Source organism: Paenibacillus sp. P36, assembly GCF_045866505.1.
Classification (GTDB): Bacteria; Bacillota; Bacilli; order Paenibacillales; family NBRC-103111; genus Paenibacillus_E; species Paenibacillus_E chondroitinus.
In genome coordinates this window covers 3,507,155-3,523,726 of record NZ_AP038372.1, presented here as the reverse complement: position 1 = coordinate 3,523,726, position 16,572 = coordinate 3,507,155, and the positions used below count along the sequence as shown (strand labels likewise).

17 protein-coding genes are annotated in these 16,572 nt (G+C 47.3%); 2 read left to right on the top strand and 15 right to left on the bottom strand.

Annotated elements, in window-relative coordinates; translation table 11 throughout:
• Positions 1–27: 27 nt before the first annotated feature.
• The 11 genes from ACKTT9_RS15660 to ACKTT9_RS15610 form a co-directional block, all read right to left on the bottom strand.
• Positions 28–1,248, bottom strand: a complete 1,221-nt coding sequence (locus tag ACKTT9_RS15660; RefSeq protein ID WP_407873047.1) for an aminotransferase class I/II-fold pyridoxal phosphate-dependent enzyme — start codon at positions 1,246–1,248, stop codon at positions 28–30.
• Positions 1,249–1,280: 32 nt separating this feature from the next.
• Positions 1,281–2,609: a GTPase HflX gene (hflX, locus tag ACKTT9_RS15655; RefSeq protein WP_407872278.1), complete on the bottom strand. Its 1,329-nt coding sequence runs from the start codon at positions 2,607–2,609 to the stop codon at positions 1,281–1,283.
• A 183-nt stretch (positions 2,610–2,792) separates the two neighbouring features.
• Positions 2,793–3,101, bottom strand: a complete 309-nt coding sequence (locus ACKTT9_RS15650; RefSeq protein WP_407872277.1) for a Dyp-type peroxidase — start codon at positions 3,099–3,101, stop codon at positions 2,793–2,795.
• The gene (locus ACKTT9_RS15645; protein WP_407872276.1) at positions 3,046–3,327 is read right to left on the bottom strand and encodes a twin-arginine translocation signal domain-containing protein; all 282 of its coding nucleotides are present in this window, start codon (positions 3,325–3,327) and stop codon (positions 3,046–3,048) included. Before ACKTT9_RS15645 ends, ACKTT9_RS15650 begins: the two co-directional genes overlap by 56 nt.
• Before the next feature lie 23 nt (positions 3,328–3,350).
• On the bottom strand, positions 3,351–4,511 hold the full coding sequence (locus ACKTT9_RS15640; RefSeq protein ID WP_407872275.1) for an imelysin family protein: 1,161 nt from the start codon (positions 4,509–4,511) through the stop codon (positions 3,351–3,353).
• A gap of 28 nt (positions 4,512–4,539) precedes the next feature.
• Positions 4,540–6,021 carry an FTR1 family protein gene (locus ACKTT9_RS15635; RefSeq protein ID WP_407872274.1) on the bottom strand — a complete coding sequence of 494 codons (1,482 nt, stop codon included), beginning with the start codon at positions 6,019–6,021 and terminating at the stop codon, positions 4,540–4,542.
• A gap of 170 nt (positions 6,022–6,191) precedes the next feature.
• Positions 6,192–7,160, bottom strand: a complete 969-nt coding sequence (locus ACKTT9_RS15630) for an AAA family ATPase (protein WP_315949477.1) — start codon at positions 7,158–7,160, stop codon at positions 6,192–6,194.
• Between the two features lie 137 nt (positions 7,161–7,297).
• Positions 7,298–7,600, bottom strand: coding sequence for an antibiotic biosynthesis monooxygenase (locus ACKTT9_RS15625; RefSeq protein ID WP_315949476.1), 303 nt, complete (start codon positions 7,598–7,600; stop codon positions 7,298–7,300).
• A 26-nt stretch (positions 7,601–7,626) separates the two neighbouring features.
• A complete protein-coding gene (locus ACKTT9_RS15620) occupies positions 7,627–8,253 on the bottom strand; it encodes a histidine phosphatase family protein (protein ID WP_407872273.1) in 627 nt (208 codons plus the stop codon).
• Positions 8,254–8,290: 37 nt separating this feature from the next.
• Positions 8,291–9,292 (bottom strand): lipoate--protein ligase, encoded by a 1,002-nt coding sequence (locus tag ACKTT9_RS15615; RefSeq protein ID WP_407872272.1) that lies wholly within the window; start codon positions 9,290–9,292, stop codon positions 8,291–8,293.
• Positions 9,293–9,308: 16 nt separating this feature from the next.
• Positions 9,309–9,788 (bottom strand): N-acetyltransferase family protein, encoded by a 480-nt coding sequence (locus tag ACKTT9_RS15610; protein ID WP_407872271.1) that lies wholly within the window; start codon positions 9,786–9,788, stop codon positions 9,309–9,311.
• Positions 9,789–9,945: 157 nt separating this feature from the next.
• Between ACKTT9_RS15610 and ACKTT9_RS15605 the strand changes: the two genes are divergently transcribed.
• A complete protein-coding gene (locus ACKTT9_RS15605; RefSeq protein WP_407872270.1) occupies positions 9,946–10,746 on the top strand; it encodes a GNAT family N-acetyltransferase in 801 nt (266 codons plus the stop codon).
• 38 nt (positions 10,747–10,784) lie between these two features.
• Entirely contained in the window at positions 10,785–11,654 is an 870-nt protein-coding gene (locus ACKTT9_RS15600) for an SDR family oxidoreductase (protein WP_407872269.1), read from the top strand.
• 88 nt (positions 11,655–11,742) lie between these two features.
• Here the strand turns inward: ACKTT9_RS15600 and ACKTT9_RS15595 are convergent, their stop codons facing one another.
• The 4 genes from ACKTT9_RS15595 to ACKTT9_RS15580 are packed head-to-tail and all read right to left on the bottom strand — an operon-like array spanning position 11,743 to position 16,519.
• Complete coding sequence (locus ACKTT9_RS15595; protein WP_407872268.1) at positions 11,743–12,450, bottom strand: YdcF family protein; 708 nt, start codon at positions 12,448–12,450, stop codon at positions 11,743–11,745.
• Positions 12,422–13,114 (bottom strand): alpha/beta hydrolase, encoded by a 693-nt coding sequence (locus ACKTT9_RS15590; RefSeq protein WP_407872267.1) that lies wholly within the window; start codon positions 13,112–13,114, stop codon positions 12,422–12,424. Before ACKTT9_RS15590 ends, ACKTT9_RS15595 begins: the two co-directional genes overlap by 29 nt.
• Before the next feature lie 55 nt (positions 13,115–13,169).
• The gene (locus tag ACKTT9_RS15585) at positions 13,170–13,880 is read right to left on the bottom strand and encodes a peptidylprolyl isomerase (protein WP_407872266.1); all 711 of its coding nucleotides are present in this window, start codon (positions 13,878–13,880) and stop codon (positions 13,170–13,172) included.
• 41 nt (positions 13,881–13,921) lie between these two features.
• Positions 13,922–16,519 carry a PBP1A family penicillin-binding protein gene (locus ACKTT9_RS15580; protein WP_407872265.1) on the bottom strand — a complete coding sequence of 866 codons (2,598 nt, stop codon included), beginning with the start codon at positions 16,517–16,519 and terminating at the stop codon, positions 13,922–13,924.
• Between the last annotated feature and the right edge of the window lie 53 nt (positions 16,520–16,572).

Below are 16,572 nucleotides of genomic sequence, written 5' to 3'. Positions count from 1 at the left end.
TGTAAGGTTTGTTCACAGTCTTATTTTTCAAAGCAATCCCTTGTCTACCATATGTTGGATTGCCGTAAGCACCCCTAACTTACAATGTGAATAGGTAAGTCCTCCCTGCATATAAGCGATGAACGGTTCGCGAATCGGAGCATCGGCGGACAGCTCCAGGCTGCCGCCTTGGATGAAGGTCCCGGCCGCCATAATGACGGGATGCTCATAGCCGGGCATATCCCACGGCTCAGGCACCACGTGCGAGTCCACGGCAGCCGCTTTCTGGATGCCCTGCACGAACGTGATCAAATGATCCGCCGACGTGAAGCGGATCGCTTGAATTAAATCCGTCCGCTGCGCGTCCCAACGCGGATGGCTCTCGAAGCCCAGCTGTTCGAATACGGCACTTGCGAACACCGAGCCCTTAACCGCTTGCCCGACGAGATGCGGGGCAAGGAATAGCCCTTGAAACATGGCTCGCGTTGCACCGAGCATGGCCCCGACCTCGCCCCCGATGCCAGGGGCGGTCAATCGATAGGCGGCGAGGTCCACGAGATCCTGCCGCCCGGCTATGTAGCCGCCGGATGGGGCTATGCCGCCGCCGGGGTTTTTGATCAGTGAGCCAGCCATCAGATCGACACCAACCTGTGTCGGCTCCTGCAGCTCGGTGAACTCCCCATAGCAATTATCGACGAAAACGATAAGATTAGGGTTTATTTCTTTGACGAATCGGACCATCTCTCCGATTTGTTCGATTGTGAACGACGGCCGCCACGAGTAGCCGCGCGAGCGTTGGATGCCGATCACCTTCGTGTTCGGCTGAATAGCTGCAGCGATAGCCGCCCAGTCGGGCGATCCATCCTCCAGCAAGGCTACCTCATCATAGCCTATGCCGAAGTCCTGCAGTGAGCCTGTACCGTCGCCAGGCTTGCCAATCACCTTATGCAAGGTGTCATAAGGCTTCCCTGTGATGTAAAGTAGATGTTCGCCTGGTCGAAGCACACCGAACAATGCAGTCCCAATCGTGTGCGTTCCTGACACAAAATGCGGTCGAACAAGCGCTGCCTCTGCCCCGAAGCTATCCGCATACACAAGATCGAGCACCTCTCTGCCGCGATCATTGTACCCATAACCAGTGGAGGAGGCGAAATGGTAATCACTTACTTTATGTTTCTGAAAAGCGCTGATCACTTTCCATTGATTCAGATCGATTGTTTTTTCAATGTGACGAAAAGCGCTTTCGACTTGGCGTTCAGCACTTTCCATCAACGACATGACTTTATCCCCAAATTGCATGATTAATAAATCTCTCCCTCGCTGTCCACTTGCTGCCCTTGTTTCGCTTGCTGGTCATATGCAACCAGCTGATACGCTACTTTTACATAATCATCTTTGTTCACACGGACTTTGAATATCATATCCTCGCCGTCCACATCCGTCTCAAGAACATCGCCGATTCGGTACATCAAAGAGATAACGTCTCCTTTATTAGCTGGAATACGGAACTCTTTGCTCTCCCCCATCAGCTTCTCTTGAATAGCGATCCGCAAACGTTCCAAATCCGCTTGATCGAAAGCGCTGATCTTCAGAAACTCTCCTTCAGTCGTCAGCATTTCTCGCTCTTCCTGAGAACATGCATCGATTTTGTTGAAAATCGTAAGCTGTTCCTTCTGATGAGCGCCAAGCTCCTGAAGCACCTCGCCTACGACGCGCATCTGCTCGTTGCGCATATCTGTGGAGCTGTCAACGACATGAAGAATGAGATCGGCTTCATTAGCCTCTTCCAATGTAGCACGGAATGAAGCAACCAGATCATGCGGCAGGTTTTGAATAAAACCTACGGTATCTGTAAGAACGATCTCTTTGCCGCTTGGCAATTCCATTGTCCGTGATGTCGGGTCTAATGTAGCAAAAAGCTGATTCTCAATATAGACGTCTGCTTGCGTCAATTGTTTCAATAAGGTTGATTTGCCGGCATTCGTATAGCCGACCAGGGCAACCTGAAACACACCGGTCTTCTTCCTGCGCTCCCGATGCAGCGTACGATGTCGAACGACCTCTTCAAGCTGCGCCTTCAACTCGTCTATACGCCCCCGGATATGCCGGCGATCTGTCTCCAGCTTGGACTCCCCAGGCCCTCTCGTACCGATACCGCCGCCCAGCCTGGAAAGGTTCTTCCCTTGGCCGGAAAGCCTAGGAAGCAAATAGCTGAGCTGTGCCAGCTCAACCTGGATAATGCCTTCACGCGTCTTCGCACGCTGCGCGAATATATCAAGAATAAGCTGTGTGCGATCAATGATTTTGACGTCGAGAGCCGCTTCCAAATTACGGACTTGAGCACCCGATAACTCTTGATCAAATATCGCCGTGTTGCCTCCCAACTCTTCCAGCATTGCCTTGAGTTCATCCACTTTCCCTTTACCAATGAACCATTTGCTATCCTTCGTCTCTTTGTTCTGAGTCATGGTTTCCAGAACCTGCACACCGGCGGTTTCAGCCAGTTTCACGAGCTCCTGCAGCGAATACTCAGCAATCGCTTCATTGCGCTTCTGCTTTTGTGTGACCAGACTTACAAGCACAGCACGGTCATCGATTTCTTTTTCAACCATATGTGAAGTTGTTTTCATAAGTAATTGTTCTCCTTTACCTTGCACTATCACGATTGAAATCCACTAAAATCGGCAGATTCCTTCATTATTGTGTAGGAAATGCTTGGGAAAGTCAATTTACTGTGAAGGAAAATTCAATTATAGCCATGATAATCAAAAAAACCGAAAGGCACGTGGCCTTCCGGTATCTTTCCACAAATGTTACGCAAATAAACTTTGGCCTAAGTAGGAACCTTTCGAAGGAACACCAGGAAGCACAGCGAAATAACCGCCGCCTGTCGTATCCGTATAAGCTAGCATTTGATCGGGAAGCTTCGGATTCGTCAGCCTTTTCTGAATCGATTCAAACTGCGTCTGAATGTTCCGATTGAAACATACGAACAACAAACCGGCGCTTAACCGTCCAACGCTGTCCAGGTTCTCCATGAAATTATAGCCTCTTCGCAAAATACGTTCACGTTCGGAATTCTCGCCTGTGCGCGGATTCGAAAGGCGAATGTGGGAATCCATCGAAAGCCACCACATTGGCAAAGTTCTGAGCAGGCGTTACGACACCCGTTTGATGAGTGCCATAAAAAGAGATCGTTTCACTCTCAACATTGGCTTTGTTAACATTCGTCTCTGCCGCATTAGGAACCGCTCCTTGCGCTTTCCCCAGCAAATCACCGAGCACGATTCCCGCTGCTCCTGCCGCAGTCATCCCCAAAAAAGCTCTGCGATTCATTTTATCCGCCATTGCCGCTTCTCCTCTCCGCTCGTTTATTTACTTAACGTTCCCGGCATTTTTACCAGAGGCTCTGCCAAAGCTTCCAATTTATTTTTCAAATCAACTTGTTTGGCTTGATCAAGTTTTCCAAAATCGTTCCACGTTGGTCCAACTGGCGACAATGTGTTCATTGTATCTATGACAGCTGCCAAGCTCTTTGAAATTTTCTCATCTAAGGCTGCATCTTTCTTCTTCAGTTCACCTTTGACAAGATCATAAATCGCTTGGGTGCCTTCAACATTCGCCCGGATAACAGGCACGGTAGCTCCGCTCCAGCGTTCTTCTTCACCTGTAATTTTACTGGACTGCGCTTCCTCCATCAGTTCCCCGACACCAGCGATAAAGTCTGAAGGTTCGATTGTTGTAGCTGCGATTGCCTGCTGCATTTTCTTGCCGTCTTCCAGTAAGCGGGCAGAGAATGGTTCAGCATCTTTTACATTCTTTTTCACAAAAAGCAAGTGCTCAATTCGGTGATAGCCTGTAAATGCCGGATCTTTTTCGTTCTTGAAATCGTCTACACGAGCATCCATCACGCCGTCCAACTCGCTGAATGTCTCAATGATCGGTTCAATTCTTTCATACGGCATACGGGACTGTCCATAAGCTTCCTGCGCTTTTTTCAGATCCCCGCTTTTCACTGCTGCATCAAGCTGTTCCAATAGGGTAACAAGTTGTTTCCCTTGATCTTGTACATATTTATTATAAGCTTTCGCTGCTTCTTGAAGCTCTTTGGAAGCCTCGATGACCTCTTTATTGACGGCTCCTTTATTCTCCGTAAAAGCTGTCGTTAACTCCGCCATCGCTGCTTTCGCGTTCGTGTTGAGCGCTGATAATGTCGGATAATCCAACTTGTCTTGTTTCAAACCGGCTTCCAAAGTAATCAAAAATTTCTCCACTTTAAAATAGAGTTCCGGGAATTTCGGTTTCACTTCGTCCTCGAAGCTGGCCCATTGATCTTCCAATTGTGTTGACAGCTTCTTCGCATCTTTAATTTTATTGGCATCTAATTGGCCTTTTAGTTGATCAATGCTTGTAAGGAGCGCAGCGGAACCTTCTTTAAAAGGCACTTTCGTAACCTCCGCTGTTTCCGTTTTTCCGCAGCCTGCGAGTACTAGCGTTGTTGCTGCCGCTAAAATAATAAGTTTCTTTTTCATGAATGAGTGCCCCTTTTCGATTAAAAAATTATTTATAGACCGTACGATTTTTGTTTTGAATCAGTTTTAGGCGTTCCCAGATGACGGTGAACAATGCCGCTATGAGAAGAATAAATTGAGGAATCGCACTCTCTAATGTCGGATAAAGAGCAACGAAATCCCAACTAGGCAGCCAAGATGCCGTCGTAGCAGGCAGATAACCGGCTAGCTGCAGACCGTGGACGCCCATACCGGCAAACTTGAAGCACAGATAAAATACGAAAAAGCTGGAAACCAGGAAGAAAGGCCGCATCGGAATATGCAAGCCGACTTTTAAAATAAGGAATGCCACGATAATCAGAATGACTACACCAATGGCGATGCCACTGACCAAAGAGGTCAATGAAATCGAGGATGCCATTCCGATCATGAAGAGAACCGTCTCTGTACCTTCGCGGAAAACTGCCAGGAAAGCCAACAAGCTTAATGAAACCAAGCTCCCTGTCGCAAGCGCTTTGACGCTCTGATCTCTTATGTATTTTTGCCAGTTCGAAATGCTTGACTTGCTGTGCAACCAATAACTCATATATAACAGCATAACCGCAGAGAAAATGCCGGTACAGCCAGCAATTAAAAAGTTGTTATTGCCAAAAGCGCTAGCTGAGAACAGCTGCTGAACGACGATGCCTAGAGCGATACTTACCAGTAGTCCGCCGAGCACCCCGTACCAAATCCATTGTTTTTTATCACTATGACCCGATTTATTTAGAAACCCGAGCAAGGCAATGACGACTAATAAAGCTTCAAGCCCTTCTCGCAGCAATATCGTCGTTGCATCCAGCATGGTGTATCTGGTTTTGGCAGCTAACGGATTCAGATCTGCATGCATACGTGCAATCGTTGCTGAAGCTTCATTGACTTGAGCAGGCGACGCAGACAGCTGTGCATAGGCTGTGACCATGTCTCTTTCCATGGATGTATAAACAGCGGAAGACTGTGTAAGAACAATCCCCTCTATCTGCAGCCAAGAATCTCGAAGCGTTTGAATACTGGCCGAAGCCCCTTCCACATCGTTCTCTTTTAACTGTCCGGCTGCTTTGTCCAAAAGTGCAACCAAATCAGCAACCGATACTTGGCCATCGCCCTTAGAAGCTTGACCGAAAGCATCCAAATTCCCTTCGATAAAGTTCTTATTTAGCGTGTGAAGCTCTTTCAAGCCCGTTAGAAGCTTTTGCTCATCGATGGGCTGCTTTACCGTTTGAAAGGATACCTCACCCATCGCCTGCTCAATCTTCTGATAAGCCGCAAACGAGCGTTCCTTCACGCCTCCTTCATAAGACAACCAGTTCATTTGAAACGTATCGAACAGTTTGGAAGCCTCTTCCATCTTCCCGCTCTCTGCAGCTTGGATAGCACGCACAATACTCTCGTCTTCTTTCGCGAGGTCATCCTCTGCTTTAGCGAAAACAGAAAAGGGGACCGTTAAAAATAAGACCAATGCGATCCAGCTAGCAATAAACATTTTAGGCATGATAGCAAAAGCCTCCTTGGCCAATCAATCACCAATCCGATTAAGACTGATAATCATTATCAATATCTAATTGCTCTGTCTATTTTACTCCATTCTTTCAACCTGTCAATTCATTTCAACAAGAAAAAAAGCCATTTAACTTTAAAAAAGTTAAACAGCTTTCCAAATGTTCATTTAAATTTCATATCTTCGGGTCGTATCGACATTAATTCCGATTTGGAAGGAGCATTCACATATTGACTGAGCAGCCTCACCGCTTGATGCCTCATCGCCTTCTCCAGAATATTGCGAACATATCTTGCATTGCTAAAAGCCCGCCAAGTCGCTGCCTTCTCCTCCATCAAATGCTGTTTAAGTTTCATTACCGTTTGTGGCATAAGCACATATTCACGGTCTTTGGCCATAAGTTCCGTAATCTGAATTAATTGTTCAATGGGATAATCTTCAAAATCAATTTGAATCGGGAACCTGGAAGGCAGCCCGGGATTCGTAGCAAGGAATTGCTCCATCTCGTCGCTATAGCCGGCGAGAATCAGAATAAAATCATTTTTTTTATCCTCCATACCTTTGACCAACGCGTCGATCGATTCCTTCCCGAAGTCTTTATCCCCTCCGCGCGCCAAGCTGTAGGCTTCATCGATGAACAGGATCCCGCCCATCGCTTTTTTCATCAATTCCCTCGTCTTCAGAGCTGTATGTCCAATGTATTCACCTACGAGATCTGCCCGTTCCACTTCAATAAAGTGCCCCTTGCTTAACACACCCATTGCGTGAAACATGCGTCCCATCAGCCGGGCTACCGTCGTTTTCCCCGTTCCGGGACTCCCTTTGAAAATCATATGGTACACATGCGCATTGCTGATTAATCCTGCCTCTGCGCGGAATTGAGAAATTTGGAGCAGCGCATAGATTTCATGCACCAATTCTTTGACATTATCAAGCCCTATCAATTGATTCAGCTCTTTAAAAATATCCGATAACGGACCCTCAAGCGGCGTCCTTTTTCCGGTTTGCTGCGGTTCTGTTTCGGCCTGCGGCGAAGCATGAAGCTGGTCGCCGGCGCTATCAACCGCTCGCCGCTGCTCTGGCTGCCGCAAGACGATGTTGATCTGTCTGGATGGCAAGCTCCGACCACTCATGAGGATCACCTCGTTTACAAGTTGGTTTCGATGGATGGTATCTATCCATCCTACGCTCATTCCTCGTTTTTTAGACCGATCGTTAGAGCTTATACCAAGAGAAAAAGCCTCCGAACCAAGTCGGAAGCTTATCTGCTTTATTTGCCATAAGTTTGCGTCAGCGTGTAATGCTCTACAACCGGGAAAGGATCATAGAAATGATGCAGAAGCTTGCGCCATTCCTGGTACTCTGCTGAGCCTCGGAAGCCTACGGTATGGTCCTCAAGCGTCTCCCATTGCACCAAGAGCAGATATTTGTTCCCATCTTCGATACATGACTGCAGCTCATGCGAAACATAACCTTTCATGGACGAAATAAGGGATGATGCTTCGCGAAATGCCGCTTCGAATTCTGTATTTTTCCCGGCAATCACAGGTAAAATGGCTACTTCCAGGATCATTGTCGATTCCTCCTAATTGTTGAATGTTAGTACCCGAAGGCTTCATCTTGAAAATGCGAAGTGTCTGCATGAAGACGGATATGCAGCTCGTTATTTACGATTTCAACTAGACTTAAACACGTTGGATGAAAATAGGGCGGATTCCAAAGCTCAGCAAGTCCTCTCCGCTCAAAATAAGCCATAATGACTTTCAGCGTGACGGTATGTGAGACCAGCGCAATCGTCTGCCCCTCGTGTGCTGCAAGCAATTGTTCAAGTGCCGGGGTCACCCTTTTCTGCAGATCCGAATAGGTTTCACCTCGCGCTGGACGATACGCTTCAGGATTACGCCAAAAGGCATGGAAATTATCGGGGTCTAATCGCTCAATTTCATCCGAGATGCGCCCCTCCCAGTCGCCTAAATTCATTTCCCGCCATTCATCTGAAGGTTGAATCGCCAGATCGCGATCCCCCTTGATAATACGTGCAGTTTGCAGCGTTCGACCGCTGGTGCTTGCGTACATAGCTTCAAAGGGAACATCTTTTAAAGCGTAGGACAACCATAAAGCTTGCTGCTCGCCTAAAGCAGACAGCGGTGAATCCATATGCCCCTGCATGCGTCGCTCCTCGTTCCAGAGCGTCTCCCCGTGCCGGATCAAATATAGTTTCGTCATTACCGGATCTTCCTCCCCCAGGATGAATCACAATTACTTAAGTTAACATGAGCAGAGCAACGAAAGAGTCAAGCTCCAAAGCGCCAAAGTAACGCCGCATTTCGACGCCTTCCAGCCGCTCTCGTACAGCCTTTTCTTCGTAACGGGAGCCGCGCAGCACTTCTTCCAGCTCAGCTACATCACTAGCGCCGAAGAAATCGCCGTAAATTTTGATATCTTGAATTTGGCCTTCTTCTATTGCTAACCGTACATCCAATTTCCCAACACCTTCAAAGCGTTTGGAGTTCTGAACCGTGCTCTTCGGCGATTTGCCATAGTTCCAGTCCCAGTTCCCGTAACGTTCTTCGGATATACTGCGAATTTGGCGCCAGTCTTCATCTGAAAGCTTGTACGTCGGCACTTGCGATGCCTCCATCCCGAATATAGAAGCTAACAGTTTCAAACGGAATTCTTCAATTGTTAACGGAGCATCCAGAAACTCAACGATGTTTGCGACTCGGCTGCGAATCGATTTAATCCCCTTGGATTGAATTTTATCCGGGCTAACCTTGAGCGCAGACACGACATTTTCGATCTCAGAGTTGAATAAAAGCGTGCCATGGCTGAACATCCGGCCCTTGGTTGCAAATTGCGCATTGCCTGAAATTTTACGTTCACCGACCTGGATATCATTTCGTCCTGTTAATGCCGCTTCTACCCCGAGTTTGCGAAGGGCTTCTACGACAGGCTCCGTAAACTTTTGAAAATTGTGAAAAGAATTCCCGTCATCTTTGGTAATGAAGCTAAAATTCAAATTGCCTAAATCATGGTACACAGCTCCGCCGCCGGATAGTCTGCGAACGACATGCAGGTTATGATCTTTTACATATTCCGGATTGATTTCTTCCAGCGTGTTTTGATTTTTGCCAATAATAATGGATGGTTCGTTCATATAAAAAAGCAGGTAACTATCCTGATCAGGAAGATGCCTTAACGCGTATTCCTCTATTGCCAAGTTGATCCGTGGATCTGTAATTCCTTCGTTATCTATAAATCGCATGCATATGCTCCTTTAGCTAGTTAGATAAATCGGACGTCATCGTTCGATTGAGTGTGGACATGCCCAAAGAACGATAGAAAGCGATGGCGCTCTCATTAAATTCCCACACATTAAGCTCAAGGGAGGAAGCCCCATGGTCCCGCGCCCACTCTGCCGATGCTTGATAGAGCAATGTTCCAACGCCTTGCCGCTGGAAGTCAGGAGATACTGCTAGTTCGTTTAAATAGGCGTAAGAGCGTGGCACCAGCGCCTCATAGGATGGGCTTTTTTTCATCTCCAGCATCGCTACACCGACCACTTGCCCGCTTGTCTCAGCGACCCATATGACCTTGTTCACCTGATCGGAAAAGCTGCGGTACCAGCCCATGGCAACGACGCGATCCAATCTTGCAAAATACTTAGGCAGAGCAGCCGCGTGCTCCTCTTGGCCGAAACGGATGATGGCGTTGACTGCCTCATAGTCTTCGGAACGCGCCACTCGTATGATAAATTCCAAATCATCCACTCCTGTTGCCAGTTTGCCTTAAACTTTCCGTTGTTTCATAGCTTACATCAATGGACTGTTTTTTTCCACTTTTGATATTGTATTTTTATGCATTAATATGTATATTTATTTAAAATACCTCGAAAGAATCGAAAGGAGTCTACGTTTGATGAACGATTCCATCACTTTTTACAATGAAATCGATACGATTGCGTCCAACACATGGCCTGCCGAAATTACCGCTTATATTGATAATTGGCAATTGCGAGCCACCCAAGGTGTCACGAAACGTGCCAATAGTGTGCTTGCCATCGGTGATTATCCGAAAACCGCCAATTGGCTGCCGCTTATCGAACAATTTTATGCCGATAAAGGCCTTCCTGCCATTTTTCATATTAGCGATGCATCGCCTCCTGGGTTGGACGAGATGTTGGATGCACAAGGGTATGCCTTTGAGCTTCCATGTCTCATGATGTTTGCTAACGCACAAGAAACGGCCACATTCGCACAGGAGAAACTTTTGCTGAAACCCCCTTTGTCGATTACGACCGAATGGATCAGCCAAGTGGATGAGGAATGGTTGGATGCTTTTCTTGAACTTGAACGTTACGACAAAACGCTCAAAGACTGCTACAAAGGAATATGTGATCGAATCTCCCAAACTAAAGGTTTTGTAAAATTAAAAAAAGATCATCAAATTATTGCCGTCGCCACAGCTATCGTCGAAGGTGAATATGCCGGCTTTCTGAATGTGGTTGTAAGCGAGAAAGAGCGAGGCCAAGGTCTGAGTTACTATCTTCTGCACGCCCTCTCGTCTTGGAGTCTGGAGCATGGCGCAACCCAGCAATATTTGCAAGTTGTCGCTTCCAATACGACCGCTGTTTCGTTATATGAAAAACTTGGTTACCAAACCAAGTACCGCTATCATTACCGAATGAAGTATGATTTGGCCCCCTTTGCATCATCCTAACTAAGAATTTGTTAAGGATATGAAAGGAGTCTAAGTGCATGGCAACAGCTACTACGCCAAAACCTGTTTTTCCACCACAGCATCAAAATACACAACCTGGCATTGAGTCACAAATGAACCCGCGTCCTGAGTTTGACAACGCTGCTTACAAAGCAGCCAGCAAGCTGAAGGATAAAGTCGCATTAATTACCGGAGGCGACAGCGGGATAGGCCGGGCAGTTGCGGTAGCCTTTGCCAAAGAAGGCGCCGACGTCGTGCTCGTCTACCTCAATGAACACGGAGATGCGGAAGAAACGCAGCGGCATGTGGAGAAGGCAGGCCGTAAATGTCTCCATGTCGCAGGTGACGTTGGCGATGAGAACTTTTGCAAGAAGATTATCGAGCAAGCCGTTCAACAATTCGGGAAACTTGATATTCTTGTTAATAACGCCGCCGAGCAGCATCCGCAGCCAAGCATCGAGAATGTGACCTCCGAGCAACTCGAACGAACCTTTAGAACGAACATTTTTTCACAATTTTATTTAACCAAGGCGGCACTCCCCCATCTGAAATCGGGAAGCGCCATTATCAATACGGCTTCCATCACAGCTTATCATGGTCATGAGCAGTTAATCGACTATTCCGCCACGAAAGGCGCGATTGTTACTTTCACACGTTCCCTCTCCTTGCAGCTGAACGCTAAGGGCATTCGTGTGAACGCCGTCGCGCCGGGTCCAATCTGGACACCGTTGATTCCGTCTACTTTCACGGAGCAGGAAGTCGCGACCTTCGGCTCAACGACGCCAATGAAGCGTGCGGGGCAGCCAAGTGAACTTGCTGCAAGCTACGTCTTCCTGGCCAGCGAGGATTCCTCCTATATGGCGGGTCAGGTGCTGCACGTTAATGGTGGAACAATTGTTAACGGCTAAAGAATAAGAAGAACCGTCAGGGAAATCCACATCCTGACGGTTCTTTTCGGTTTAACGTGCATCTCAGCGGAACTGGAGTCCGATCCACTTAGACGCCTACCTTGAGCAGCAGCTTGTCCCATATCCATTTCGTATAAGCAAGCGTTTCTCTAGCTTCATGATACGGCATGAACAGGACTTTGGAATCGATGGATGAAACGAGCGGCTCTTTCAATCCTACCGTTTCCGCAATATCAAGCGATCGCGAGCCATGATAAGAGTGCGTCACAATGATAGAGCTCACAAGGCCCTGCTCGTCCATAATTTGCTTGGAGAACAACAAATTCTCGTACGTACTTGTCGCCCGTGGTTCGATCAGAATGCTTTTGGCGGGCAGCCCCTTTTGGACTAAATAATTGCGCATGCCCTCTGCTTCAGTCAGTTTAGAGCCATTATGATCCAAACCGCCGCTTACGATTAGTTGTTTGAACTTTCCTTGTTTATATAAGTTAACAGCTAAATCTAACCGTTCCTGAAGCCCAGGGCTTGGAATATCTTGACGCAGCGATGCTCCTAATACAATGCCGACGTCAACCTGCTTAGGCAAAACTTGGTCTGGAGCGACTTGCACCTTCCACTGTACGTAAATGATCCAAGCTACACCGAGTAGGAACAAAACGATAAATGTTCGGAAAAAATAAGCTAGCCTTCTGCGAAATTTTGACTTTTGACCCGCTTTTGAAGATGGTTTCGCAGCTTTGCGCGGTTTTGGGGAAACCGTTCGTTGCTTATGGTTCATATTTGATTTGGCTGTCATCCAGGTGCTCCTTATCCAAAAATGCGCTTACTTGCCGGAACAATGCAGCCGCATCATCGCTATGGCAAATGAGGTGGTTGGATCTCGGATGCCAATGGAGCTCACGTTGACCCTTCACTTTGCTATAAATATAACGCGCACTTTGTGGATGAATCACTTGATCCTTTTCGGATTGTGCAATTAGCGTAGGAATGTTCACTTGACTCAGTTCGGGCTTTAATTTGTTAACTAGCCGCGCAAACTGCCAAGTGGCTCTCAGTGGTGTTGATTTGGCCTTGTCGAGCGAAATTTTCCGCTCATATTTCCATTCATCACGCATCACTTCCAGCATCCGGCCTGGACTTACATAAATCACTGCCGTATTTAATAAAATGAGTCTGCGAATCGGATATCTCACGGATAAATACGCTGCCAGCAAACCACCCATCGAGAAGCCTACCATGTCAAATTCGCCGTATTCTTGCGTCATTTTCTCCGCTTGCTCTTCGGCAGCCCTCACCCAATCTTCCCAGCGGGAAGTTTTCAGTTGGTTATTGGCATCCCCATTCCATGGGAGCTCCGGCACCTTACAAAGTTGACCGCGTTCACGCAAATGCCGAGCTAACGGCTCAACTTCATAAGGCCCACCTGTAAATCCGTGGAACAATAAACAGGGTTGTTTCACCCGGCATCCCTCCCGTCAAACTTTCCATTGTAATGTCAATACATTGTAATTTATTCTATTTTTCCTTTATCGTGATGGAATTGATCGTTACCTTTTCTTTCGGTTTGCTTGGCGTAGGTTCTCCGCCTTTTTCTACAGGGGTGTCAGCAATTTTGGCTATTGTTGCCATACTCTCCTGCGTCACTTTCCCGAAAATGGTATAGTTCGGCATTTGGTTCAAGTTCGCGCAATCATCACCTGAGCAGATGAAAAACTGGCTACCGTTCGTATTGGGACCAGAATTCGCCATTGCGACTGTACCGAGCTCGTATTTGTGCGTGGTTTTGAGCTCATCCGCAAACTTGTAGCCAGGTCCGCCCGTACCCGTTCCTAGCGGATCCCCTGTTTGAATCATGAATGATTTGATAATACGGTGAAACGTCACATTATTGTAGAAGCCCTCTTTGGATAAAAACACGAAATTGTTAACCGTTTTGGGAGCTTCCTTCGCATAAAGATCAATCGTGAATGAGCCTTTCGACGTCGTCACTTCCGCTTGATAGTTTTTATTTGTATCAATCGTCATATCCGGAGCTTTGCTCCATTGCTTTGCCGCTGCAGTAGCCGCTGGTGAGGCAGCAGCAGAAGCAGCCGGCGCTGTGGCGCCGCTTTTTGGCGTAGCTGTACCGCCAGCAGTTTCCGTTGGTTTGTTACCGCAGGCCGAAGCAAGCATCGTAAGTGCGATCAATGTGAGTGGTAATAGTTTCGCTGGTTTAAGCAAGTTCATTGTAAATTCCTCCGTCTAGTGGTGGGTTTCAAATAGCTGCATTACGGCGTCTTGGGAACAATGACTTGTTCCCCATCCGGCTTGCCATCCTTCGGTTTATCCGGAGTTCCATTTCCCGGTTTGGTTGGTGGCGTAGGTGTCGGACTTGGTCCATTGCTTGAATTCGGACTTGAACTCGGAGTTGGACTTGGACTAGGACTCGGGCTTCCACCTGGCTTGACCGTGTTACCCGGCGTTGGTGTAGGTGTAGGCTTCGTTCCCGGTGATTGCGTTGGATTTGTCGGGTCCATCCCATTACCTGGTGAAGGCGTAGGTGACACTCCCGGTGATGTAGACGGCTTCGTTCCGTCCGGAAGCGTGTCATCCTTAGGAACATCCACAGAAGCCACGTTCGATCTAGCGCCTTCGACATTCGTGTCTGCACTGAACGGAACAACATAATACTGATACGTTTCCCCGCTGAATACCGACGAATCATTCACGATTGGCGTAGGTGATTGGATCAGAAGTTTAGCATCCGTCTCCTTTGAACCCTTACGGTACACATTATAACTCGTCTTCTCGCCAACCGGTGTCCATGTTAGTTTAACAGATTTCTTATCAATCTCATAAACAGCCGTTAGATCGGTAACTCCTGTAGGCGTCTCCGTTGGTGTCGGCACATTCGCAGGCTTTACGAAATTGGTGATAGGAACGCCGTCCAGCGACTTGGACATGATCTCTTTGAAAATTCCCGCCGTGCCTCCGCTTCCGACGGTCACGTAATGCTTCGAATCTACCTTATCAAAGCCTTCCCACACAGCTGCCGTCCACTCCGGCGTATAACCAACGAACCAAACGTCACGGTCATACTGCTCGATACCTTTAATATCCAAACCGGTTGACCCTGTTTTACCTGCAACAGGACGATTGAATTTCGCCTTCGTACCTGTGCCGCCTGTTTCGACAACTCCTTGAAGAAGCAGGGTCATATAATAAGCGGTTTTCGGCTGAATCACTTGTTTCTTCTCTGCTTTATAAGCAGCGATTTCTTTCCCTTGAGCATCCGTTATGCGAAGAATCGCATGGGTTTTGTTGAGTGATCCTTGGTTTGCGAAGGCTGAATAGGCAGTTGCCATTTGCAATGGTGAAACCCCATCCGTAAGACCTCCAAGGGCGATAGCCAAGTTTCTGTCTTTCGTAGGATTTAGCTGGATACCCAGGTTTTTAGCAAAATTGATTCCTGCATTTACGCCCATTTTATCTAGCAGCCAGACTGGAGCCAAGTTATACGACTTTTTCACGGCTTCAAGCATCGTGACTTGACCATGTGTTACACGGTCATAGTTGCGTGGCGAATAAGTCCCATTCCCGAATGAAGTTTGAGAATCATCCAATATGGAATATGGCGTATAATCCCCGCTCTCTAGGGCAGGTCCGTATGCAGCGATTGGTTTAAAAGAAGAACCCGGCTGCCTTTTGGAATAAATACGGCTGAATCCACGCGATTTGTAATCACGGCCGCCAATCATCGCCATCAAACCGCCTGTTTTGTTGTCTACAATAACCATCGCGCTTTGAATTTTCTGTCCATCCGTAGCATCCTTCTGGAAAAAGCTCGGATTCGCGTAGGTTGTCTCCATGATTTGTTGCGCCTTCGTATTCATCGTTGTGTAGATGCGGTAACCCTTCGTCAACAATTCATCTTCATCAATATCGTACATATCTTCCGCTTCATTCATCACGTAATCCACGTAGCTGGCGTAATCCTTGGTGCTCGTAGCGGCCGCCGCAGGAGGTGTATAATCCACAGCAGCTGCTTTCGCACGTTCAGCTTCTGTTATATAACCTTGATCTGCCATCAATTTGAGCACGACTCCTCTTCGCTCCTTAGACAGATCCGGATTCGCTAACGGCGAGTATTTCGATGGTGCCTTCGGTAAAGCGGCTAATGTAGCCATTTCCCATATCTCTAAGTCATTTAAATTGGACTTGCCAAAGTAAACCTTGGCTGCCGCTTTAATGCCATAAGCATTGCTGCCAAAGAAAATGCGATTTAAATAACGCTCAAGAATTTCATCCTTGGTGTACTTTTCATCCAAAGCAAACGCAATGGACATCTCTGTTCCTTTACGGAACGCTGTTTTCTCTGAGCTGAGGAACACGTTTTTGGCTAACTGCTGGGTAATGGTACTCCCGCCTTCAACCGCGCTCATATGAATAACGTCCTTAACCAGCGCTCGGCCAATCGCCCAGAAGTCTACACCGGAGTGCTGCTCAAAGCGGCGATCTTCCGTCGCAATAAACGCCTGCTTCAATCGTTCCGGAACATCTTTGATGTTCACGCTCTCCCGGTTCTCGCCTTTATAAATCTTGGCTATTTCCTTAGGCTGTGCATCCTTGCCTTCTTCCTGCGCATAAATAAGGGTTGATTCCGTCGTCGTCTCGATTTTATCGATATTCGTTTCCAGAATCTTAAAGCCGTTCATAATAACGACAATATAAATAGCCATTGCACAAATGATTGCCAATATCGTTGCTATAATGGTACCTAAGATTAATTTGCGAAAATTAAACTTCTTCTTTTTAGGACCTTTCTTCTTGCCTTGTGGTTTCGTTTTGGTATTCGTTGTTGACTGTTTATTCGTAGGTCTCTCCAAATCCACCGACTCCCTCGTTGTACAATTCTTTATCTATTAACCAAGAAAAGAAC

Coding starts and splice junctions, on each gene's coding strand:
- ACKTT9_RS15660 (WP_407873047.1), bottom strand. CDS start 1,248: ATGGAAAGTGCTGAACGCCAAGTCGAAAGCGCTTTTCGTCACATTGAA.
- hflX (WP_407872278.1), bottom strand. CDS start 2,609: ATGAAAACAACTTCACATATGGTTGAAAAAGAAATCGATGACCGTGCT.
- ACKTT9_RS15650 (WP_407872277.1), bottom strand. CDS start 3,101: ATGGATTCCCACATTCGCCTTTCGAATCCGCGCACAGGCGAGAATTCC.
- ACKTT9_RS15645 (WP_407872276.1), bottom strand. CDS start 3,327: ATGGCGGATAAAATGAATCGCAGAGCTTTTTTGGGGATGACTGCGGCA.
- ACKTT9_RS15640 (WP_407872275.1), bottom strand. CDS start 4,511: ATGAAAAAGAAACTTATTATTTTAGCGGCAGCAACAACGCTAGTACTC.
- ACKTT9_RS15635 (WP_407872274.1), bottom strand. CDS start 6,021: ATGCCTAAAATGTTTATTGCTAGCTGGATCGCATTGGTCTTATTTTTA.
- ACKTT9_RS15630 (WP_315949477.1), bottom strand. CDS start 7,160: ATGAGTGGTCGGAGCTTGCCATCCAGACAGATCAACATCGTCTTGCGG.
- ACKTT9_RS15625 (WP_315949476.1), bottom strand. CDS start 7,600: ATGATCCTGGAAGTAGCCATTTTACCTGTGATTGCCGGGAAAAATACA.
- ACKTT9_RS15620 (WP_407872273.1), bottom strand. CDS start 8,253: ATGACGAAACTATATTTGATCCGGCACGGGGAGACGCTCTGGAACGAG.
- ACKTT9_RS15615 (WP_407872272.1), bottom strand. CDS start 9,292: ATGCGATTTATAGATAACGAAGGAATTACAGATCCACGGATCAACTTG.
- ACKTT9_RS15605 (WP_407872270.1), top strand. CDS start 9,946: ATGAACGATTCCATCACTTTTTACAATGAAATCGATACGATTGCGTCC.
- ACKTT9_RS15600 (WP_407872269.1), top strand. CDS start 10,785: ATGGCAACAGCTACTACGCCAAAACCTGTTTTTCCACCACAGCATCAA.
- ACKTT9_RS15595 (WP_407872268.1), bottom strand. CDS start 12,450: ATGACAGCCAAATCAAATATGAACCATAAGCAACGAACGGTTTCCCCA.
- ACKTT9_RS15585 (WP_407872266.1), bottom strand. CDS start 13,880: ATGAACTTGCTTAAACCAGCGAAACTATTACCACTCACATTGATCGCA.